The 17,671-nt window shown below is 51.3% G+C and carries 8 protein-coding genes; 3 read left to right on the top strand and 5 right to left on the bottom strand.

What is annotated here, in order from left to right; all coding sequences use genetic code 11:
• Positions 1 to 537: 537 nt before the first annotated feature.
• Positions 538 to 3,000 (top strand): DUF1592 domain-containing protein, encoded by a 2,463-nt coding sequence (locus JIN87_RS24285; RefSeq protein ID WP_200358517.1) that lies wholly within the window; start codon positions 538 to 540, stop codon positions 2,998 to 3,000.
• 8 nt (positions 3,001 to 3,008) lie between these two features.
• Positions 3,009 to 4,328 carry a DUF1552 domain-containing protein gene (locus tag JIN87_RS24290; RefSeq protein ID WP_200358519.1) on the top strand — a complete coding sequence of 440 codons (1,320 nt, stop codon included), beginning with the start codon at positions 3,009 to 3,011 and terminating at the stop codon, positions 4,326 to 4,328.
• A gap of 214 nt (positions 4,329 to 4,542) precedes the next feature.
• On the opposite strand, the gene JIN87_RS24295 is transcribed toward JIN87_RS24290, so the two are convergent.
• From JIN87_RS24295 to JIN87_RS24310, 4 genes are all read right to left on the bottom strand, one after another.
• Positions 4,543 to 8,343 (bottom strand): TonB-dependent receptor plug domain-containing protein, encoded by a 3,801-nt coding sequence (locus tag JIN87_RS24295; protein WP_234033594.1) that lies wholly within the window; start codon positions 8,341 to 8,343, stop codon positions 4,543 to 4,545.
• A gap of 101 nt (positions 8,344 to 8,444) precedes the next feature.
• Complete coding sequence (locus tag JIN87_RS24300) at positions 8,445 to 9,482, bottom strand: FecR family protein (protein WP_200358523.1); 1,038 nt, start codon at positions 9,480 to 9,482, stop codon at positions 8,445 to 8,447.
• A gap of 12 nt (positions 9,483 to 9,494) precedes the next feature.
• Positions 9,495 to 10,028: an RNA polymerase sigma factor gene (locus JIN87_RS24305; RefSeq protein WP_200358525.1), complete on the bottom strand. Its 534-nt coding sequence runs from the start codon at positions 10,026 to 10,028 to the stop codon at positions 9,495 to 9,497.
• A gap of 70 nt (positions 10,029 to 10,098) precedes the next feature.
• Positions 10,099 to 10,467 carry an STN domain-containing protein gene (locus tag JIN87_RS24310; protein ID WP_200358527.1) on the bottom strand — a complete coding sequence of 123 codons (369 nt, stop codon included), beginning with the start codon at positions 10,465 to 10,467 and terminating at the stop codon, positions 10,099 to 10,101.
• Positions 10,468 to 10,713: 246 nt separating this feature from the next.
• On the opposite strand from JIN87_RS24310, the gene JIN87_RS24315 reads away from it, so the two are divergent.
• Positions 10,714 to 14,703 (top strand): hybrid sensor histidine kinase/response regulator transcription factor, encoded by a 3,990-nt coding sequence (locus JIN87_RS24315; protein WP_200358529.1) that lies wholly within the window; start codon positions 10,714 to 10,716, stop codon positions 14,701 to 14,703.
• Positions 14,704 to 14,722: 19 nt separating this feature from the next.
• Here JIN87_RS24315 and JIN87_RS24320 read toward each other — a convergent pair whose 3' ends face one another.
• Positions 14,723 to 17,530 carry an Ig-like domain-containing protein gene (locus JIN87_RS24320; protein ID WP_200358531.1) on the bottom strand — a complete coding sequence of 936 codons (2,808 nt, stop codon included), beginning with the start codon at positions 17,528 to 17,530 and terminating at the stop codon, positions 14,723 to 14,725.
• Positions 17,531 to 17,671: the final 141 nt, after the last annotated feature.

Consider the following 17,671-nt stretch of genomic DNA (forward strand, 5'->3'; position numbering starts at 1 on the left):
CGATCGCAGGTTATCTTCTCCTTCTCCAATCGCGTGACAAGCACGCTCCCACCTATTTCAATTCACGAGTTCTCACTTTATTGGACGATCTCTTAAAGAACTCTAGAGGGCGGCGAAATATGGCGCCTGTCGGGCATTTGAACGACACTTCTCTCGCAACCTGAAAACGGTGTACGTTTTCTGTCCTCCACATGTATGCGATTGAGTCGTGTTTCTTCAGCTTTTGGATACATTTACAAGAAAAGGCCGTTCTAAAGACGATCAGGCGTGAGCAAAAGACGGATCTGCGGTAGGTCTATAAGTAAGAGAATCCGAGATTCGATCACCTACCCCACCGTTCGTGCCTGCGAACCACTTGCTCGAAACAAGGATGAACCCTCACGCTCTTCGCAGAGGGGTGCCGAATTGAACAATCGCCTTTTCAGCTACGTAATGTGCCTTTCATTTAAACTTCCAAGCTGGTTGCCAACCGCTCCCGGCCTAGGGCTTCTGCTCGCGACTGCCTCTGCAGAAGGTTCACCTTCACCTCAAGCGTTGATGCCCGAACACCACCGAGCGATGTTTGAGGAATATTGCTACGATTGTCATGACACCTTCGCCGAAGAAGGTGGCGTCGATCTCGAGAAGCTTTCTTTCAACATCAGCGAAGATCTAGAAAACGCAGCTCTATGGCAAAAGGTACTCGACGTGCTGAACTCTAAAGAAATGCCACCCGAGGAAGAGCTACAGATAGCTCCGGATGTCAAAACGGCGTTCTTGGACGACCTATCAAATCAGCTCGTAAGTGCTCGTGATATCCTAGGTGACAGCGGAGGAGTCATCACCCTACGCCGTCTCAATCGCCGCGAATACCAGAATACGATCGAGGATCTACTAGGCATTCGACCAGACGTTTCGGAGCTTCCGGATGACCAGACAGTAGCAGGATTCGACACACAAGGAGCATCCCTCTTCTTCTCAAGCGACCAACTGGAAAAATATCACGCAGTTGCGCGAAACAGCCTCCAGCTCGCCCTTACGAGCAAAAAGAAGCCTCAATCCAAAACATACCGTATCGAGCCGGAGGATACGTTTTTCAAAACCTATGCCAAAAAGGCACACGAATTCAAAGAGGCAGCTGAACGTGCGATTGCATGGCAAAGTCAGAGCAAGAAACCGTCCACCGAGTTTGGATTTATCGACGACCACGACGCAGACGAGGCACTCGGTTGGTATCACAAATTTTTCCCGCAACTCGCCGACTATCTGAAGCGTCCCGAAAACCAAAACGGAACTTCACTGATATCCACGATCAAACAAGGTATCACTCGGGTAAAGACACCCACGCAATACCAGAAACTGGGCGGCAAGTATTTGCTTCGAGTCAAAGCTGGAACCTACAAAGGGGCTTCTGATCGTCTGAGCTACCTCGAGTTCACATCCAAAGTCGAGAAGTCTGACTCCCAGGATTACCTCGGATGGAGAAAGGTTAATGGCACGTTGAAGAACCCAGAGATCATAGAGTTTCCAATTGAACTAGAGGCTGGGAAGAGAACGAGCTTCTATGTGCATCAACGCACCCATATGGGACGAGGCGACAAGAACATATGGTCCAAGGTAAGAGCTGAAAACGGTATCGGTCCCGCACCCGGTATATGGATCGATTGGATCGAACTCGAAGGACCGATCCATGACACTTGGCCACCGGAAGCAGTGAGTAAGCTCTTGTTCGAACGCCCCAAAGGTTGGAGTGACACCGAATACGCGAACGAAGTGATAGAGCGATTCGCCGATCGAGCATTCCGATCTCAATCACCATCGCCGGAGTTCGTATCCAAACTTCAAGGTCGTTACCTACAAAAGCGAGATGCCGGCCTAAGCTTCATCGATGCGCTCATCGATCCCCTCTCCATAATTCTCACTGCTCCGAGCTTTGTCTACATGGTTGAACCTGCTGTGGCAGAAGGAGAGGATGATTCACTCACCGGATCTGAACTCGCAGTACGTCTCGCATACTTTATTTGGAGTTCTCCTCCCGATGAGGAACTCATGGAATCCGGAGAATCCGGCCGACTCCTGGAAGCCGATGAACTCAGGTACCAAACAGAGCGACTTCTCGAAGACCCTAGATCAGCCCGCTTCGTTCAGTCCTTTGCGCACCAGTTCTTCGAAATGGAACGGCTAGATAATTTCGAATTCAAGGCGCTCAACTTTCCGACCTTCGATAACGCTGCAAAAGAAAGCGCCCGCCAAGAAATCTTCCAAACGCTCCAAGTCATGCTAGACGAAGAGTTGCCACTAAAAACCCTTTTGAAAAGCGACTTCATCATGGCAAATGACGTCCTTGCCGAGTACTACGGAATCGAAGGGGTAACAGGACCGGAGTTTCGAAAGGTCGCCGTTTCAGCAAAGTCTCCTCGTGGGGGCATGCTCGGCAGTGCGGCGGTCATGGCCATGGGCTCGGACGGAAATCGTTCCTCGCCTGTGGAACGCGGAGCTTGGGTACTGAGACATCTCCTCGACGATGCGCCTCCCCCCGCTCCCGCGAACGTGCCGCAACTTGACCGTCTGTTCGGGACCCCACTTTCTTCCCGCGATCTGCAGAAAGCTCACATGATCGAACCTCAATGCGCTCAATGCCACCGCAAGATCGATCCCATCGGTTACGGACTCCAGAACTTCGACGCCGCAGGTGGCTGGAGAAAGATGGAAACAGTGACCGCTTCGAAAGGTGGCGGTAAGCGAGTCACAAGAAGTTTCAAAATAGATCCCCACGGACAGCTTCCAGACGGCACGAAGTTCAAGAACTTCTACGGCCTCCGCGATGCCGTCGCACAAAATGAAAAGGAGTTCGCTCGCGGCATCTCCAAGGCCCTCATCTCTTACGGTCTGGGACGCCCTTACGGCTTCACCGATAGAGATCTCGCAAGTCAGATTGTGAGAAAAGGCCGCTCCAGCGGTTACACCTTTAACTCTCTCATTCACGCACTCATTCAATCCGATCCGTTTCAAACCAAGTAAGTAGAGTCATGAGCAAGAAATCGAAAAACTCGTTTAGCCGCCGAAGCTTTCTCCGCAGCACCTCCTCACTCATCGCGCTTCCGTTCTTGGAGTCTCTCGCCTTCCGACCCTTCGCTTCAGCAGCCTCTTCCCTATCCGCTGCAGCTGCCGCCCCAAAACGGATGGTTTTCCTCGGCATGGGTTTTGGAGTCACCGCTGAGTCTTGGTATCCAGATATCAAGACACCCGGACGCGACTACGTGATGCCTAAAGTCCTCAAGTCGCTCACAAAATTTAAAGACGAAATCACCCTGATCCAAAATCTCGAACACGCGAACTCCAAAGACGGCCACAGCGGGAGTACCTTCTGGCTCACCGGAGCCAATCGCTACGCGGTTCCTGGAAAGAGCTTCCACAATACGATTTCAGTAGACCAAGTTGCCGCCAATGAATGGGGCAAGCACACACGTTTCACCTCCATTCAACTCGACACCAAAAGCGCTAAGTCAGGAGGACACGGTCCGGGCCTTTCACTCGCATGGAACAAGCAAGGAAAACCGATTCCCGGATACAACACTCCTGTAGCGGTGTATCACCGCTTGTTCTCAAACGATACAACCTCTCTCGCCGAGAGGCAGCATCAACTCTCGGAACAGCGAAGCGTGCTCGACACCGTCCTCTCGGACGCCAAGTCGATCAACCGGAAACTAAGTCGCGAGGACGCTGACAAGCTAGATGACTATTTCCAATCCGTGCGAGAGATCGAAATTCGCCTTTCCAAGGAGGAAGACTGGCTCGGTATCGAAAAGAAGAAACCCTCTCAGCCCCTTAAGGAACCCAAAGAGTCCCTGCAAGGAGTGCACGAGGTTCGCATGATGTATGATCTCATGATCGCAGCGATGCAAGTCGACGCAACACGTGTATTCACATACCGGATGCCGGGTGACTCCATGCTCAGCAGCCTTGGCATCGCAATGAGCGCTCACAACATGAGTCACTACGGACCGGGCGATCGCTATGACGCCTCTGAAGCACGAGACCGTGCCCACGCAAAACTCCTCGCCGAGTTTATCACGAAACTCAAAGCCACCAAGGAAGAGGATGGTTCTAGCCTCTACGATAATGTATCCATCGCCTTCGGGTCGAACCTAAGCAAGCAGCACAATCTTAAGAACTGCCCCACCCTTCTCACTGGCGGAGGAGCAGGCATCTCCCACGGTCGCCACATCGTGGCAAACCATGAGACACCCCTTTGCAACGTCTGGCTCAGCCTCCTCAACGGCTCTGGGATCAAGGCGGACTCTTTCGGAGATTCGACCGAGCCAATGCAGGAGCTCTTTCGCAGCTAAGCCTAAAGGTAGCGGCCGTTGCTCGCCTCGCAGAAGCTTCAAGCGAAGGCGGGTCCCCAACGGCCACGAGATACGTTCTAAGCGATGAATGCCCGTTAAGGACAACGGGCTCTACCCTTCGCTTCATTCGCTCCCTCGAGAAGCTCCAGCTCTACACAACAAAAGCCCCCGCTCTTCTTGAGCGAGGGCACCCCCGATTTAGGACGAACGTTTCCTAAAAGGAAAAGGTGTTAGTCCAAAATACTTCGGTCGGGTTGGGATTGCGGAACACCGCGATCTGACCGTCTGGATTGATGACTACCGGGATATTGTCATCACTTCCGAATGCATTGCGGATGTTCAGCTGCGATTTCCAGGTTAGCTTTCCATCGCTTATTTTGGTCTTATAGCTGAACCACAGGTCCACATTGGTTTCGTCTGGGCCAAAGTATGGGCTAGACAAGACGGGAGTCACCAGACCGCCACCGATAGGCGTTTGCGGGTAACCTACCGCTATACTGTCTTGCCAGCGAATCGCGCCACCAACACCGAAACCGGCAAGCATCGAGTCATCGGTGAAGGAGTAGTTAGTGGTGAGGTTGACACGCCATTTGCGTTGCTCAAGCGAGAGCGTGCCATCACGAGCAGTCGTTGCCGCAAGCGGATTGACCACCGCCCCAGTGTAACGCCCTACGAAAGTGCTCTCGAATCCGCGAACGAGGGTGTCGCTCAACGGAGCCAAAGGCGAACTGCGGACGTTCTCAAATACGCCGTTAGGGCCAAGTACGAATTCCGACAAATCAGGTGCCGTATTAGATTGGGTACTCTCCTGCTTACCAACGTTGAGAGCGACTCTCCAGTTAGGTGCGATATTGCCCGCCAAATCGATCTCGAAACCTTCAGTGACAAACGAATTAGTGGCCGCGAGGTTTTCGATCGGATCGAAACGAGCCACCCCATCTTCAAGACGGAAGTTCATGATGCTCTGCACATCAGATGGAACCCAACCGATGATTTCGTCGAAGACATCTTGATAGGAGTTCAATGAGCTTGGGAACTCACCAAGCGTTCCGTTCACAGTGGCCGCGGCCTTTGCCTCATCGAAGGTCATTTCCGCATCGATGCCTTCCTGCCAGCGCGTCAACCACTGAGAGATCCAAGCAGTCGAACCACCAAGAGCGCCTCCGGTGTTCGCGCTCGCGAGACTGCGAGTCGTTTTAAACCAGTTAGCACGAGCGATGACCTTGCCTCCAAACATGTCGAAGGTGATGCCATAGTCTTGCGTGTCTCCGAAAGGAGTACCGATGAGATTGTTGAGAATCGTACGACGTGGAGCGGATGGAGAGAAGTTCTCAGACTCGTTGTAGTGCAAGCTCACGCTCGTTTCGTTCGGCAGCTTCCAAGGGAGATGCGCGACGACACTGGTGGTAAGCGTATCTCCCTCATCGGTTATGAGAGTCGAAGGATCGAGAACCAAGGCGCTCTCGTCGAAAACTCCCCACAAGTCTGGACCTGCCTCAGGACCGTAAAGCACAGTACCCAAATCATTGAGACCTTCCGTTTCATCCGTTCGGTAGCCCACAAGCCCTACCAGCGCGCCGTCGAAGAGGTGTCCCTGCCAGCTGAGAACCGAGGACTCGATTTCCAATTGCGAGCGGTTACCTCCACTAAGCGTATTGCGGAGAACTGGGTTGATGATATCGAAGCGGCTCTCCGTGCGATTCCAGGCAGAGAAGCTTCCTGTATCACCATTTTGGAACAATTGAGCGTTAATCGGACTCGTGATGCGAATGTCACTCGTAGACTGGATTTCAGAGCCTAGCAGAGAATCCGTGAGATAGATCAGCACTGGGTCCTGACGACGGAAACCGTTGGCCGGCGCGAAGAGATAGTCCTGGATATCGAAGCTCCCGTCATCGAACCAACGGTCGCTATAGGAGCGGTTGAGACGATCGATGGTTTGCTTGTTATAAAAAGCAGTGAAGGTATGAGATCCAAGCCATCCCAAACTGTCCTTCTCCTTAAGATCCAATGTGTAGAACGCGGTTGCTCGAATCGCTTCACGGTCGGTCTGGTTGTTGTGGTGACTCCCCATCGATCCTTCGGCGATGAATGCTCGTCCCAAATTTGGATTCGGCATATCGCTGAGACCAGCCGAGCCATCCGAACCTGCAGGGCCTACTTGAATGAACTCGTTTGCATCAACGCGAACGTCCGGGCTGGAACCAACAGGGAGCCGGTTCTGATTCCGATAACTCTGCTTATCGAATGCGATCTCTATACCGGCACGATTGTCCAGAAACGACTGTTCAAGCACTGCGTTGAAAGCGTCGAAGTCCTGATTCACCGTATCCAAATTTCCAGTCAGCAACATTCTCTGATTGTTGAAAACGGACTGAGGAAGCGACGCGGTTGTGAAACCAGGCAACTGAGGAGCTCCTTCCAAACGAGTTGGCGCCCTAGGAGACATCAAGTCAAAGCGTCCGCGGCTTACTCCATTGAAAAGGATACGACCTTCGAATCCTGCGTGACTGGTACCAGCAAGACCTGGGTTCACACCATTCGATCCGTCGAAAACCTGAGCGAACTGAATGTAGAACGGTCCCTGCAGAACCGAACCGTTGACGTCATTAACGGTTAGGCCAGGACGTCCATCAATAGTGAACTTTGGTTGGAACGATCCATCATCGATGTAGGATGGCAATGTCACACCTGTATACGCTTCGAGACTACGGTCGACGTTGCCGAACCATGAATCGAGAGAGTTGTACGGAGCGATGACGTTGACAGGAGTCGAGTTGATCTCCCCATCTTCATAGGAAAGTCGCATCTTCGTCGGTCCGAGGACGTCGCTTCCCTCGTTCTTGAAAAGCACTGAGTTTAAGGCCAGATAGATACGCTCGTCTTCCTCGTACGCAGGCTCCTGCTGGAAGTTTGTTTCCTCACTCAGAGCCGCGATACGAATCGCCAAGCGATCCTCGATGAGAGAGCGGTATAGATCGAAGCTGAAACGGTTGCTTCCTCGCTCGCCGAATCGAACACTCGCTTCACCGAAGCTTTTGGATACAGAGGCAGAACGAGCAGAGTTGTTTATGACTCCCCCAGGTTCTCCGATACCAAAAAGCAAAGAGTTCGGCCCACGGTTGATCGTGACTCGATCTGTATTGTAGCTATCAAACGGGATATCCGTCAGGAAGTAGTTACGCGTTAAAGTCGCTCGACCGAGGCCGCGCACTCTTTGAGCTCCTTGCGGGTTCACACGAGTGCCAGACAGGTTCGGGTCACCTGCAGAGGTATTCCCGGAGAAGTTACCCTGATCGCCCGCTACCTCTGTATTCAAAGCATATGACAAAACGGTTGCCGCATCTGTTGCTCCCGTGTCTTCGAACATCTCTTCCGTCAGGACAGAAATAGCAGAACCAATGTCTTTGATTTGAGTTTTGAGACGAGTACCTGCAAGGGTAGTGGTCGCGCGGTAGCCGGTATCTTCAGCCGAATTAACTGTGAATGGACTTAACTCAAAGACTTCTTCATCTGTATCTTCGTCTTGAGCTATCATCGCCGGAGACCCGACAATGGCAGTAGTTAGCAAGCCTTTGAAAAACTTGCCGATTCTTGGTTTCTTTTGGTTCATTGGTGGGGTACGATCAGGGTTTGAATCGATGGAGCCCGACTTGTCGGAATCGATTTTCCTTACTGTGAACACGCCTGATTTCTCGTGACGAGAAACGGCGAGTGGTGTACCTGCCAACATGAGTTCGAACGCTTCTTGCGGGAGATGAGCACCTTCGATCGCGGGTGTCACAATCCCCTCCATCATCAGACCTGCGAACATAATATCCACATTCGCCTGACGAGCAGCTTCCCTCAAAGTATCGATCGCTTTCCCTTCGGGCACGTCGAAACGCACGGACTTCATTTCCGAATCTGCCGTATTGGCAGAAACATGACAGACGAAGTACGCAACCAGAAAGAAAGCAACACTCCACCGCAAAACGCGGCAAAGGCAAATCTGCCAATTTAACTTGAGGGTCATCTATTTTCATCAGGATGCGTACTCTACATCCTGAAACGAATTACTAATCGCGATTAACTATAACATTTATCCAAAAACCAGATACCACCCTCACACAAAACCTACTCCCCTTGTCCTTGCTTCAACAATACACGCCCCTCTTCGACATACACCGCCTCAATCCCAAGGCTAATCTCTAGTAGCTCTACAAAGTGATCAATCTTGTCGATGCGCAAAGCAGCCACGAGTGGAAGATCCCTGATCGCCTCATCCGCTATCTCTAGGTGCACACTACCCCGCTGATTGATTTCCTCCACAGCTTGAAAGAGGGGAATAGAATCAAACTCTAGCTTATACTTCCACGCGAGCTTCTCTAAAATACTCTCCTCCGGTTCCTGCTCCACAGTCACTTCGTACTGCCCACTCTCTAGATCTACAACTGAGCTTTGCCCAGCCACCAATCCGCTTACAATCGGCTTCGTGGCGGGATTCGGAGCACCAATGGCTACGGCAGAAGGCTTCGCGTCGAGACGAACCTTCCCTTCGGTTACGAGCACCTCGATCTCACTATCGCTTACACGCACGTTAAACGCAGTACCTACGGCGACGACATCTACCCCTTTCGCACTTACGATAAACGGACGATCCGGGTCTTTTGCTACATTGAAGAGAGCCTCGCTTGAAACGAGCTCCACTCGTCTAAACTCTGGACTGAAGTCAACATGCATAGCCGCACCACTCTTCATTTCCACAACCGAGCCATCCGAGAGTTCATGACTTTCGTAAGCGTTCGCAACGTAGTTCCGTTGCTCATTGTCGCGCAAGCCGATCGAATCTGAGAGCAACAACATGAACCCGAGAGCCAACACTGCCGCTAAACCTCCGAGCCATACCCATTTGTAGACGCGATCTCGATCAACGAGCAGGTCGCGATGCGGCTTCTCGCTATGCTCGGGCATCCATTCCGCCAACGTATCCATTTTTCCCCACAGTTCCTGGTAGGACACGAAGGCCTCGCTATGGGCTGGGTCTGCAGCAAGCCATTCAAAAAACTCGTCCTGTTCGGCGGGGGAAAAGCCGCGAAACTTTTTGGCCACCCATTCAGTCGCTTCCGTCTCGATTCGCTTTTCGCGAGCGGATTCTGATTCCTTTTTTCTCATCGTCTAAGATTCCTAAAACTGTTCTGGGGCATGTTGCTTCATAAACTTCATGCACTTCGCTAGCCCCGTCGCCACATGAGCTGCGACTGTGTGGCTGGAAATATCTAACTCCTTGCCGATCTGCTTGTGGCTCATTCCATACACTTTCGCCAAGGTAAACACTTGGCGACAGCGCTCTGGTAGCTGCTGGATAGCCTTGGTAAGCAACTCCCGCTCATGATTACGAGCCACGACCTCCTCGACTCGCTCCGACTCATCCAGCACCTCAAGCGCATCGCCATCCCACAGCGAACCGCAAGTGATCACTTTGTTACGCCTCACACGATCCACAGCCAGATTTCTCGCCACTGCAAAGAAGAAGGCCTTGGGAGCTTTGAGGGGAGACTTGCGGTTCTCTCTCAGCACGCGAAACAATGCTTCCTGCACTATGTCATCGACTTCTATCTCGTCGCGGTACCGGCTCTTGAGCCAACCGCGAATCATGGGTTCATGAGGAGCTAAGTTCTCTGCATACCAATCAGCTTGGTCTGATAATTCTGGGGGCATTCTCTCGGGGGTACGGGGTAGTAGCGTTTGTAAGTTAAAAAAGATCTAGCCGATCTCGCAAGATGTTAAGTCAGTTAGGGGCTTGTATTGATTCGCCCTGGGGCTCTGGAAGTCGGCGTTGGATGAGGTAGACTCCCGACTCGCGATGGCGAACCACAGTCAGCGGAGAATCCTCCAGCATTCGCAAAAACGCCTGTTCCGGCGGCAAGGTGCCTTCGATTGCTCGAGTTTGCACCCCCTTCACCACCTCCGCCGAAAAAACGATATCCACTCCACCTTGGTCGGCCGCGTGCTTGAGGGTCTCCAAAGCGAGCCCCTCGCCCACTTCGAAGCTCCGCAACGCATCCTCTCGCTCTCCATTCGAACAAGCGACCAACAACACCACCAACAGCGGGCAAACCCGCTTCAAAAAATGCAGACGACTCAGTACCTTCATCATAGGGCTCAATCACGCTCTTCTGCCTCGAATCGCTGTTATCGAAAACCATCTCGTAACTGGGACGTACGGCGAAGGCAGATTAACTAGTCGAAAATGAGGGAGATCGACTTCCCTTTTTACCAAGCTCTTTAAGCGACACCCTACACACATCCGAGAAATCGCGTTTTCACTCTACAAAATGTTGGCCCCCAATGGACTTAGCCACATAACTGACTTGGTTCAATCTACCGAACTTTCTTTCTCCGAATGCCTCGAAACATCCCATTTTTTTGTAGCTTCACTCGACGCGTGCTCTGCCTGTGCTTTTACACCGTCACTGTCGCCTGCGGTTTATCGCAAATTCCGGGTAGCTCTAGCTTTCAGCCCGAGGAAGAAAGCCCCATTCTCGAGCGTTGGCGTTGGCGTGAACTCGAGGCTCTCCAGCAAATGGAGATGATTTGCGGCACTGAGGATGCAGACTCCCTTCTTTGGTTCGCCACAAGAGAAGGCGTCATCTCCTACGACGGCATCGGTACGCAACTCTTCCCCTTTCCCGAAGAGATAAAGGGCACCCTCACTCTGCAACTTTTTCCATCCAAGAACGGAAAGCTCTACGCTTACACAACCAGCGGACTCTATTCGCTCAAAGACAACAACTGGAAACACGAGCTCGACTTTCCAGATCCCACTTTCGCGGAGGGGCGAAACTTCATCGTTCGTAATAGCTATGGAGTCGAATTCGCAGCCGTCAAAAGAGGGCTCTACCGCCTCGACCAGGAATCCCCAACCTTAATCACCGAACTCCAGGCCTATCCGACCAGCTTGAGTATCGACGCGCATGACCAGCTTTGGGTCACGCTCAACTTGGCCAACATAATCGAGCGGCACCAAAGCGATGCCCAAGGCGTCACCACTCCAGAGCAACACGCGATCTTCAATCCAGAAGGCGACGAATATTGGCACTTCAGCCAAATTGTGGCCTCTGCCCTCTCCGATGAAATTTGGACCATCGATTGGCGCCCGAACAACGCACCGATGAGCTACTCACCGGATTCAAAGGAATGGGCCGAACAGGACATAACCCAGTTCGCCGGAAACAACGCACTCATCAGTGGAGCTCGCATCGGCCCAGACTCCATCCTTCTGATTTCTAAATCCAACATGCTGGTGAACCACAACGGCCAGTGGAGCACCTTGGACTACCCTGAGTTCGAAATTCCGACCAACGCACCCTACGCCTTCCTTCGCAACAACGGGAACCTCATTGTCGGCGGCTCAGGGGAAGTCGTTTACGAAATCGAGCTTTCGGAAGACCGTTGGCAGTCCTTCCCCAATCTTCACTTCCAGGCAGAAAGCACAAACCGAAGCGTCTGGTACCTTTCTTCAGCTGGAGAAGTCGTCCAGCACGACACAGTATATAACAAGTGGATACATCACAATTCAGGAGTCATCAACAAGCCAGTCGGGCTTTTCCACTCGAAGGACGATTTCGTTTGGGCATACGGGACTCACGACGGATCGCCCGCTGTATCAATTTTCGACGGCAGTAACTGGAAACTCAACAAGCACCCGGAACTGATCAATTCGATCGGGCACCTCTCCGCCACCCAACTTAGCAATGGAGACGTATTGTTCGCCTCCGCGAGTGTAGAGCCAGCTGAAGGGAAAGGGGGGCTTGTACGCTATTTCAAAACAGCGTCAGGCGAATTTCGGCATCAACACATCGCTCCACCGATAGTACCCAATCGACCTGCTAGCATTGCCGAAGGCCTCGATGGCACGCTCTGGATCGGGGGTTCCGGCTTACACACGACCAAGGCGGATTTTTCAGAGCCCGCGAAACCCGCAGCCCAGTTCTCCAGAGAAAACTGGATCGACCACGTGGTCGTGGACAACGAAGGCAAAGTCTGGGTAGCGATGTGGCAGAAGGGCTTATATCGAAAAGATGGAGACACTTGGACTCGTTTCACCCCTCCTCAGGAGATTCGCGAGAACCAAGTTGGATTCGTTCTGGTCGATAAAGTGCGTCCGGGGAACATTTGGGTCGCGACAAGCAAGGGAGTTTCTCGATTCGACGGTGAGAACTGGTTTCCCAATAGTCTACCGGGAAACGTTCGTTTCAATCGAGAAAGCGGGACTCTCAAGCAATCGCTAGACGGAGCGATCTGGGTAAACCTGGCTAACCGCAACTGGTATTTTCGAGCCGATTCCACGACCAGCAAAAGCCAAAAGCCATTCGAGGGATTCCGCACCACCCGCTATCGACTCGACGAAGAACCGCCACACCTAAGTCTCAGGGCCGAGGTTCAGGAGTCAGTGTATCCATCAAGTCTTTACTTCGAGTGGACTGGCTCTGACAAATGGTCGTTCACTCCACAATCTGAGCTCAGATATTCCTATCGAATAAACGAAGAGGACTGGACTCCCTACTCGTTCAAAACATCCACTACCTTAGTTAACTACCCAGCAGGCCAACACCAGATACAGGTACGTGGTGTTGATATGGACGGGAATGTAAGTACCGAAGTCGTGAAAGCATCGTTCACGATTCTCCCTCCCATCTGGCAGCGCTCATGGTTTATTGCAGCCATTGGAGCAACAGCCCTTAGCATCGTAATTCTTATTAGCCTGCTCATCAAACAAGGCATCAAACATTTCGTGCAGATAGAGGAGTTCAAGATCCAGTTTTTCACTAACATTTCCCACGAGCTACGAACACCTCTCACCGTCATTCTCGGCCCTCTTGAATCCTTGCTAAATAAGTATTCAGAAACAGAGGACAAGAAGGTTCTTGAACTGGCCTGCAAAAACGCTCGTAAGATGCTCTTCCTTATCGATCAGCTCCTCGACTTCAGAAGCGCGGAGCAAGGCAACATCAAGCTAAACCTTGCCAATTCAGACTTCAACGAATGCGCCAAGGAAGCAGCAAGACTCATACAACCGCTAGCCGCCGATCGCTCTCAGACCTTATCAATAGAGATAAGCGAGCAGCCATGCCTCGCATGGTTCGATTCAGAGAAAGTAGAGAAGATCATCAGCAACCTGTTGAGCAACGCGATCAAGTACACGCAAACTGGCGGGAACATCCTGCTGCGGGTAAACATTTCGAGCGGCCAAGACAGCTACACAGCCACCATCCAAGTCGAGGACAACGGAGCGGGCATACCCAAAAAGAAAATCGATAGCATTTTCGAACTCTTCTACCGAGCAGACAACTCGCCTTCAAACAAGGTACGCGGATCCGGGATAGGACTCGCCTACACCAAAAACTTGCTCGAACTCTGCAACGGAACGATCGACGTAGAAAGTCCAATCACGACCGTGGATGGCGAAGAAAAGGGAACCCGCTTCACAGTCTCGATCCCCTTACCTAAGACTCCCCCCCTCTCCCGAACCGAATTGTCGGAGACTTCGATCGAGGACTTCCCCGATACGACCGAGACTCCGGAACTCCCCGAACCTGAGATTGATGAGACGAGTATTAAACCGGTCGTGCTTATCGTTGAAGACGACGATGACATACGAGCGTTCCTAGCCACCGAACTTGAAAAGGACTATCAATTGATCGAGGCTGAAAACGGAGCTACTGGTTGGACAAAGGCGGTAGAAAGAATTCCCGATATCATTTTAACGGACGTCATGATGCCCGAAATGGACGGCAAGGACCTCTGTCGAAAGATTAAAAGCAGCGAGTCTACAAGCCATATCCCGGTGATCATGCTCACCGCTCTAAAGTCCGAATCACATGAAATATCCGGCCTGGAAGCTGGAGCGGACGATTACATCGCCAAACCAATCCGTATCGACATCCTCAAAAAGCGGATACACAACCTTCTTCAAGCGAGAGAAAGAATTCACGAGCAATTCAAACGCCTCAATCCAGCGATCCGAATCGCCCCAAAGAACATAGCTTCAAACCCAGTAGACGAAAGCTTCCTCGACAAGGCCATCGCCCAAATCGAGCAGAACATTTCAGATCCGTTTTTCGATGTCGAAAGCCTAGCCGGTAGCATGGGCATGAGCCGAATGACCCTCTATCGAAAGTTCAAAGCCGTAACCGGCGAGTCACCCAGCGTATTTATCCGTTCCATACGCATGTCGAAATCTGCTGAGCTCCTGCAAGGCGAGCAATATAACATATCGGAAATATCCGATCTCGTTGGGTTCTCAGAAATTAGCCATTTCAGCAATTCCTTCAAGAAGCACTTCAAGTGCACGCCCTCGCAATACAGAGAGAAAGTCAGATCCTCAGATTAGACGGCAACCAACAAGGGCGCTACTCAACTATCTTGATCGGCGAGATCCCCTTATTGTAACTCTCTCCACTAGAGGACTCGAAGATTGCGAAGAGATAGTAGAAGTTCCCGGCAGGCAAATCTTCAGACGCAGTCAGGCCACTCAAGGGCATCGAGAAGCGTGCAACGCCTCTAGAAACCCCAACCGCAGAACTATCAACGACCGACAAGTCCGACACAACTGTCCAGTCGGAGTTGAGCTCCCTCAATAGCAAGCTAACTCCTTGCCGGCCATTGGTCACAGTCGCCCCTTCGCCAGCATTGAACAAACAATTCACTTCTAGAGTCTCCCCAATCTTGTGCTCAGGATTCAAATACAGACTCTCATCATCAAAGGCCACTCCCGCTTCAGCTAACGCTGCGACTACCGTCAACGAACAGGTGTCCTTAATTCCAGCGAGCTCATTTGAAACCTCGATTGCGCAATTCCCAACTCCAACCGCCGTCACGACACCATCCTCACTGACCGTTGCCACCGACTCATCACTCGAGCTCCAAACGAGTTCTTTATCGATAGCGTTGATTGGGGTGATCCCAGCATCCAATATAAACGAAGACTCTTCTCCCATCGTGAGAGAATCTCTCGAAATAGAAACCGAACTAACCGGACCAGCGGGAGGGAGACACTCGGGACAATCAACAACTCTAATAAACTGAGCGTCATCCTCTAGTTTCTGAAAAAACAACGCCTCTCCGTTTTCATCAAACGAACCAACAGTCCCACTCAATTCCCAACTCTCCAAGGGCGCTTGCAGCTCATCCGTATTAAGAACTCCGAAAACGCCCTCAGGCGTCCCCTCCTTAACAACGATCTCCAAATCGCCATCTACGTCCTGAACCCGACCAAACGAAAACGCAGCAGTCAGAGGCCGTACTGATTTACTCGAATCAAAGACTTCAAGAGTTACTGAACTCACATACCCTCCTGAATCCGGAAACATGACCTCCACCCTATTCTCATCTCTCAGAAAATAGTTCGGGACCTCCACCTCCAACATCCCAAAGAAGTTGTTACGAGTCGCTTGATCATCTCCGCTGAAGTCTTCCGGCACACGCACATCCACACCGTTCAAACGGACAAGAGGATTGAGTGACTTGCCGTGATCTCGGCCAACCCCGATCCGAATAACCCCATAGCCATAATCGCCCGACTCCACTGAATCAAAATTGAAGGTCACCACCTCGTTTCCGTTTATCTCCTGCAAATATGCGTCTGCATAGTACTTTCGCTCCACCACTTCCTCATCAGGATCAAGAGCACGATCAAACGTGTATTCAAAAATTGCAGTCGACTCCAAACCGATCCCAAAGTCTTCCCCTTCAGACATGAAAGTCTCAGTGAGGGCAGTAATTCCGTCTATTGAATGCAGATGCTTCACCCGAATTTGCGTGATCGAAGCGTCTCCCAAACCTTTCAAATCGAACGTCAGTTGCTTTGGTTCAGTTTCTAGGTTACTCACCAAGACATAGGCTTTCTCCCCGTCCAAGTATACATCCGTTAGCAGGTCACTGTCGGAACTATCCGAATACAGTCGCGTTCCCTTCACATCCGACCAAAGCTCGTAGAGTTTGACCAGATCCGTGAACACCCACTCATCCCCAGTTTCCCCTGCGAGTTCATTCTTCTGCCTCATCAAGCGCCAATCGTAAACCGTTTCCGACCATTCGGCCTTGATCAGGATAAACGGGATCGCTTTCAAAATTAGATGAGGTCGATCCATGAATGTCATTATGAGTGGACTGAAGGACTTGATAAACACCCAGTCCCGCTCGCGAGACCACTCCTCCCACTCCAGCTTGTGATCGCGGCTTCCATATTCGGAAATCAAAAACGGCTTTACCTCGCCAAGGGTCATTTGACCGTACTGCTCTATCATATCGAAGGTCGCTTCGATACGGCCTCCTTTGAAATTCCAAGGTCCCTTCGTTCCACCTCCCGGCTGTCCGTGGCGATCGAAATCGTAAAAGTGCAGAGAATAGAAATCCATATTTTCCGCTGCAGTATCCATGAACAGTTTGTAACGTTCGTGCCAACGATCAAATCCCCTCTCATCAAAATACGGGAAGGCTGTTGTGTATCCACCAATTAGTACATCTTGATCAACCTTCCGAATCTCTTCCGCAACCACGTTGTGATACTCGAAAATTTCAAGAGGAGTATGAGTTCCGACTGTAACGAGCTCATACAAGGGTTCATTCATCACTTCCACAAAACGCGGACGCAAGCGACCCTCGGTGGGACCTTCATCCGGATCCCGAAAAAACTCCTGCAAAAAACGCCCCAGATACTCACCTGAACCACGTGCGGTAGTTGGACCCCAAGCTTCCTTGCCACAACAGGGATTGGTCATATGTCCTGGCCAGTGAGGATTCGGCAAAGCCCCGATCATCAGGTCAACTTTGTCCTCGTACTGATGAAACTTCGAAAGATTTTGCCCGTATTCCACCGTACGAATCCGAGCTCCCTCAGTCACCATGTATTCGGGATCAACATACCCTGGCCTCTCTGGATCCTCTGTCGACTGATTGTAGTACCAAACATTCGATCCGTTGTCCCTTCCCAGATAAACATCCAAGTCGCGCATCAAATAATGCAGTTTGTCCTCTTCTCCATCCCAGTCATGCGGACTCAAATCGGAGTGAAGAACCACGTACTTGGAACGATCAAACTCAGAGATACCTCCAACAGTGTGCTTAACACTTAGATCGACCGTCACAGTATCCTGCCCCTCAAGAGATAAGGAGGAAACAAGAACGAAGAGAACAAAAGAAAACGTAACGCAGTTCATGGAAATACGAGCCCAGAATAACAACTTTGACCAGTTCTAGATATCCGTAATTGCGCACAATACGCAAAAAGCGGGCACTTGAACATTCAAGTACCCGCCGACTTATCTAACTATTCTAAAAAACTACAGTATCAGATGCTT

The sequence above is a fragment of the Pelagicoccus mobilis genome (assembly GCF_016595505.1).
Taxonomy (GTDB): domain Bacteria; phylum Verrucomicrobiota; class Verrucomicrobiia; order Opitutales; family Opitutaceae; genus Pelagicoccus; species Pelagicoccus mobilis.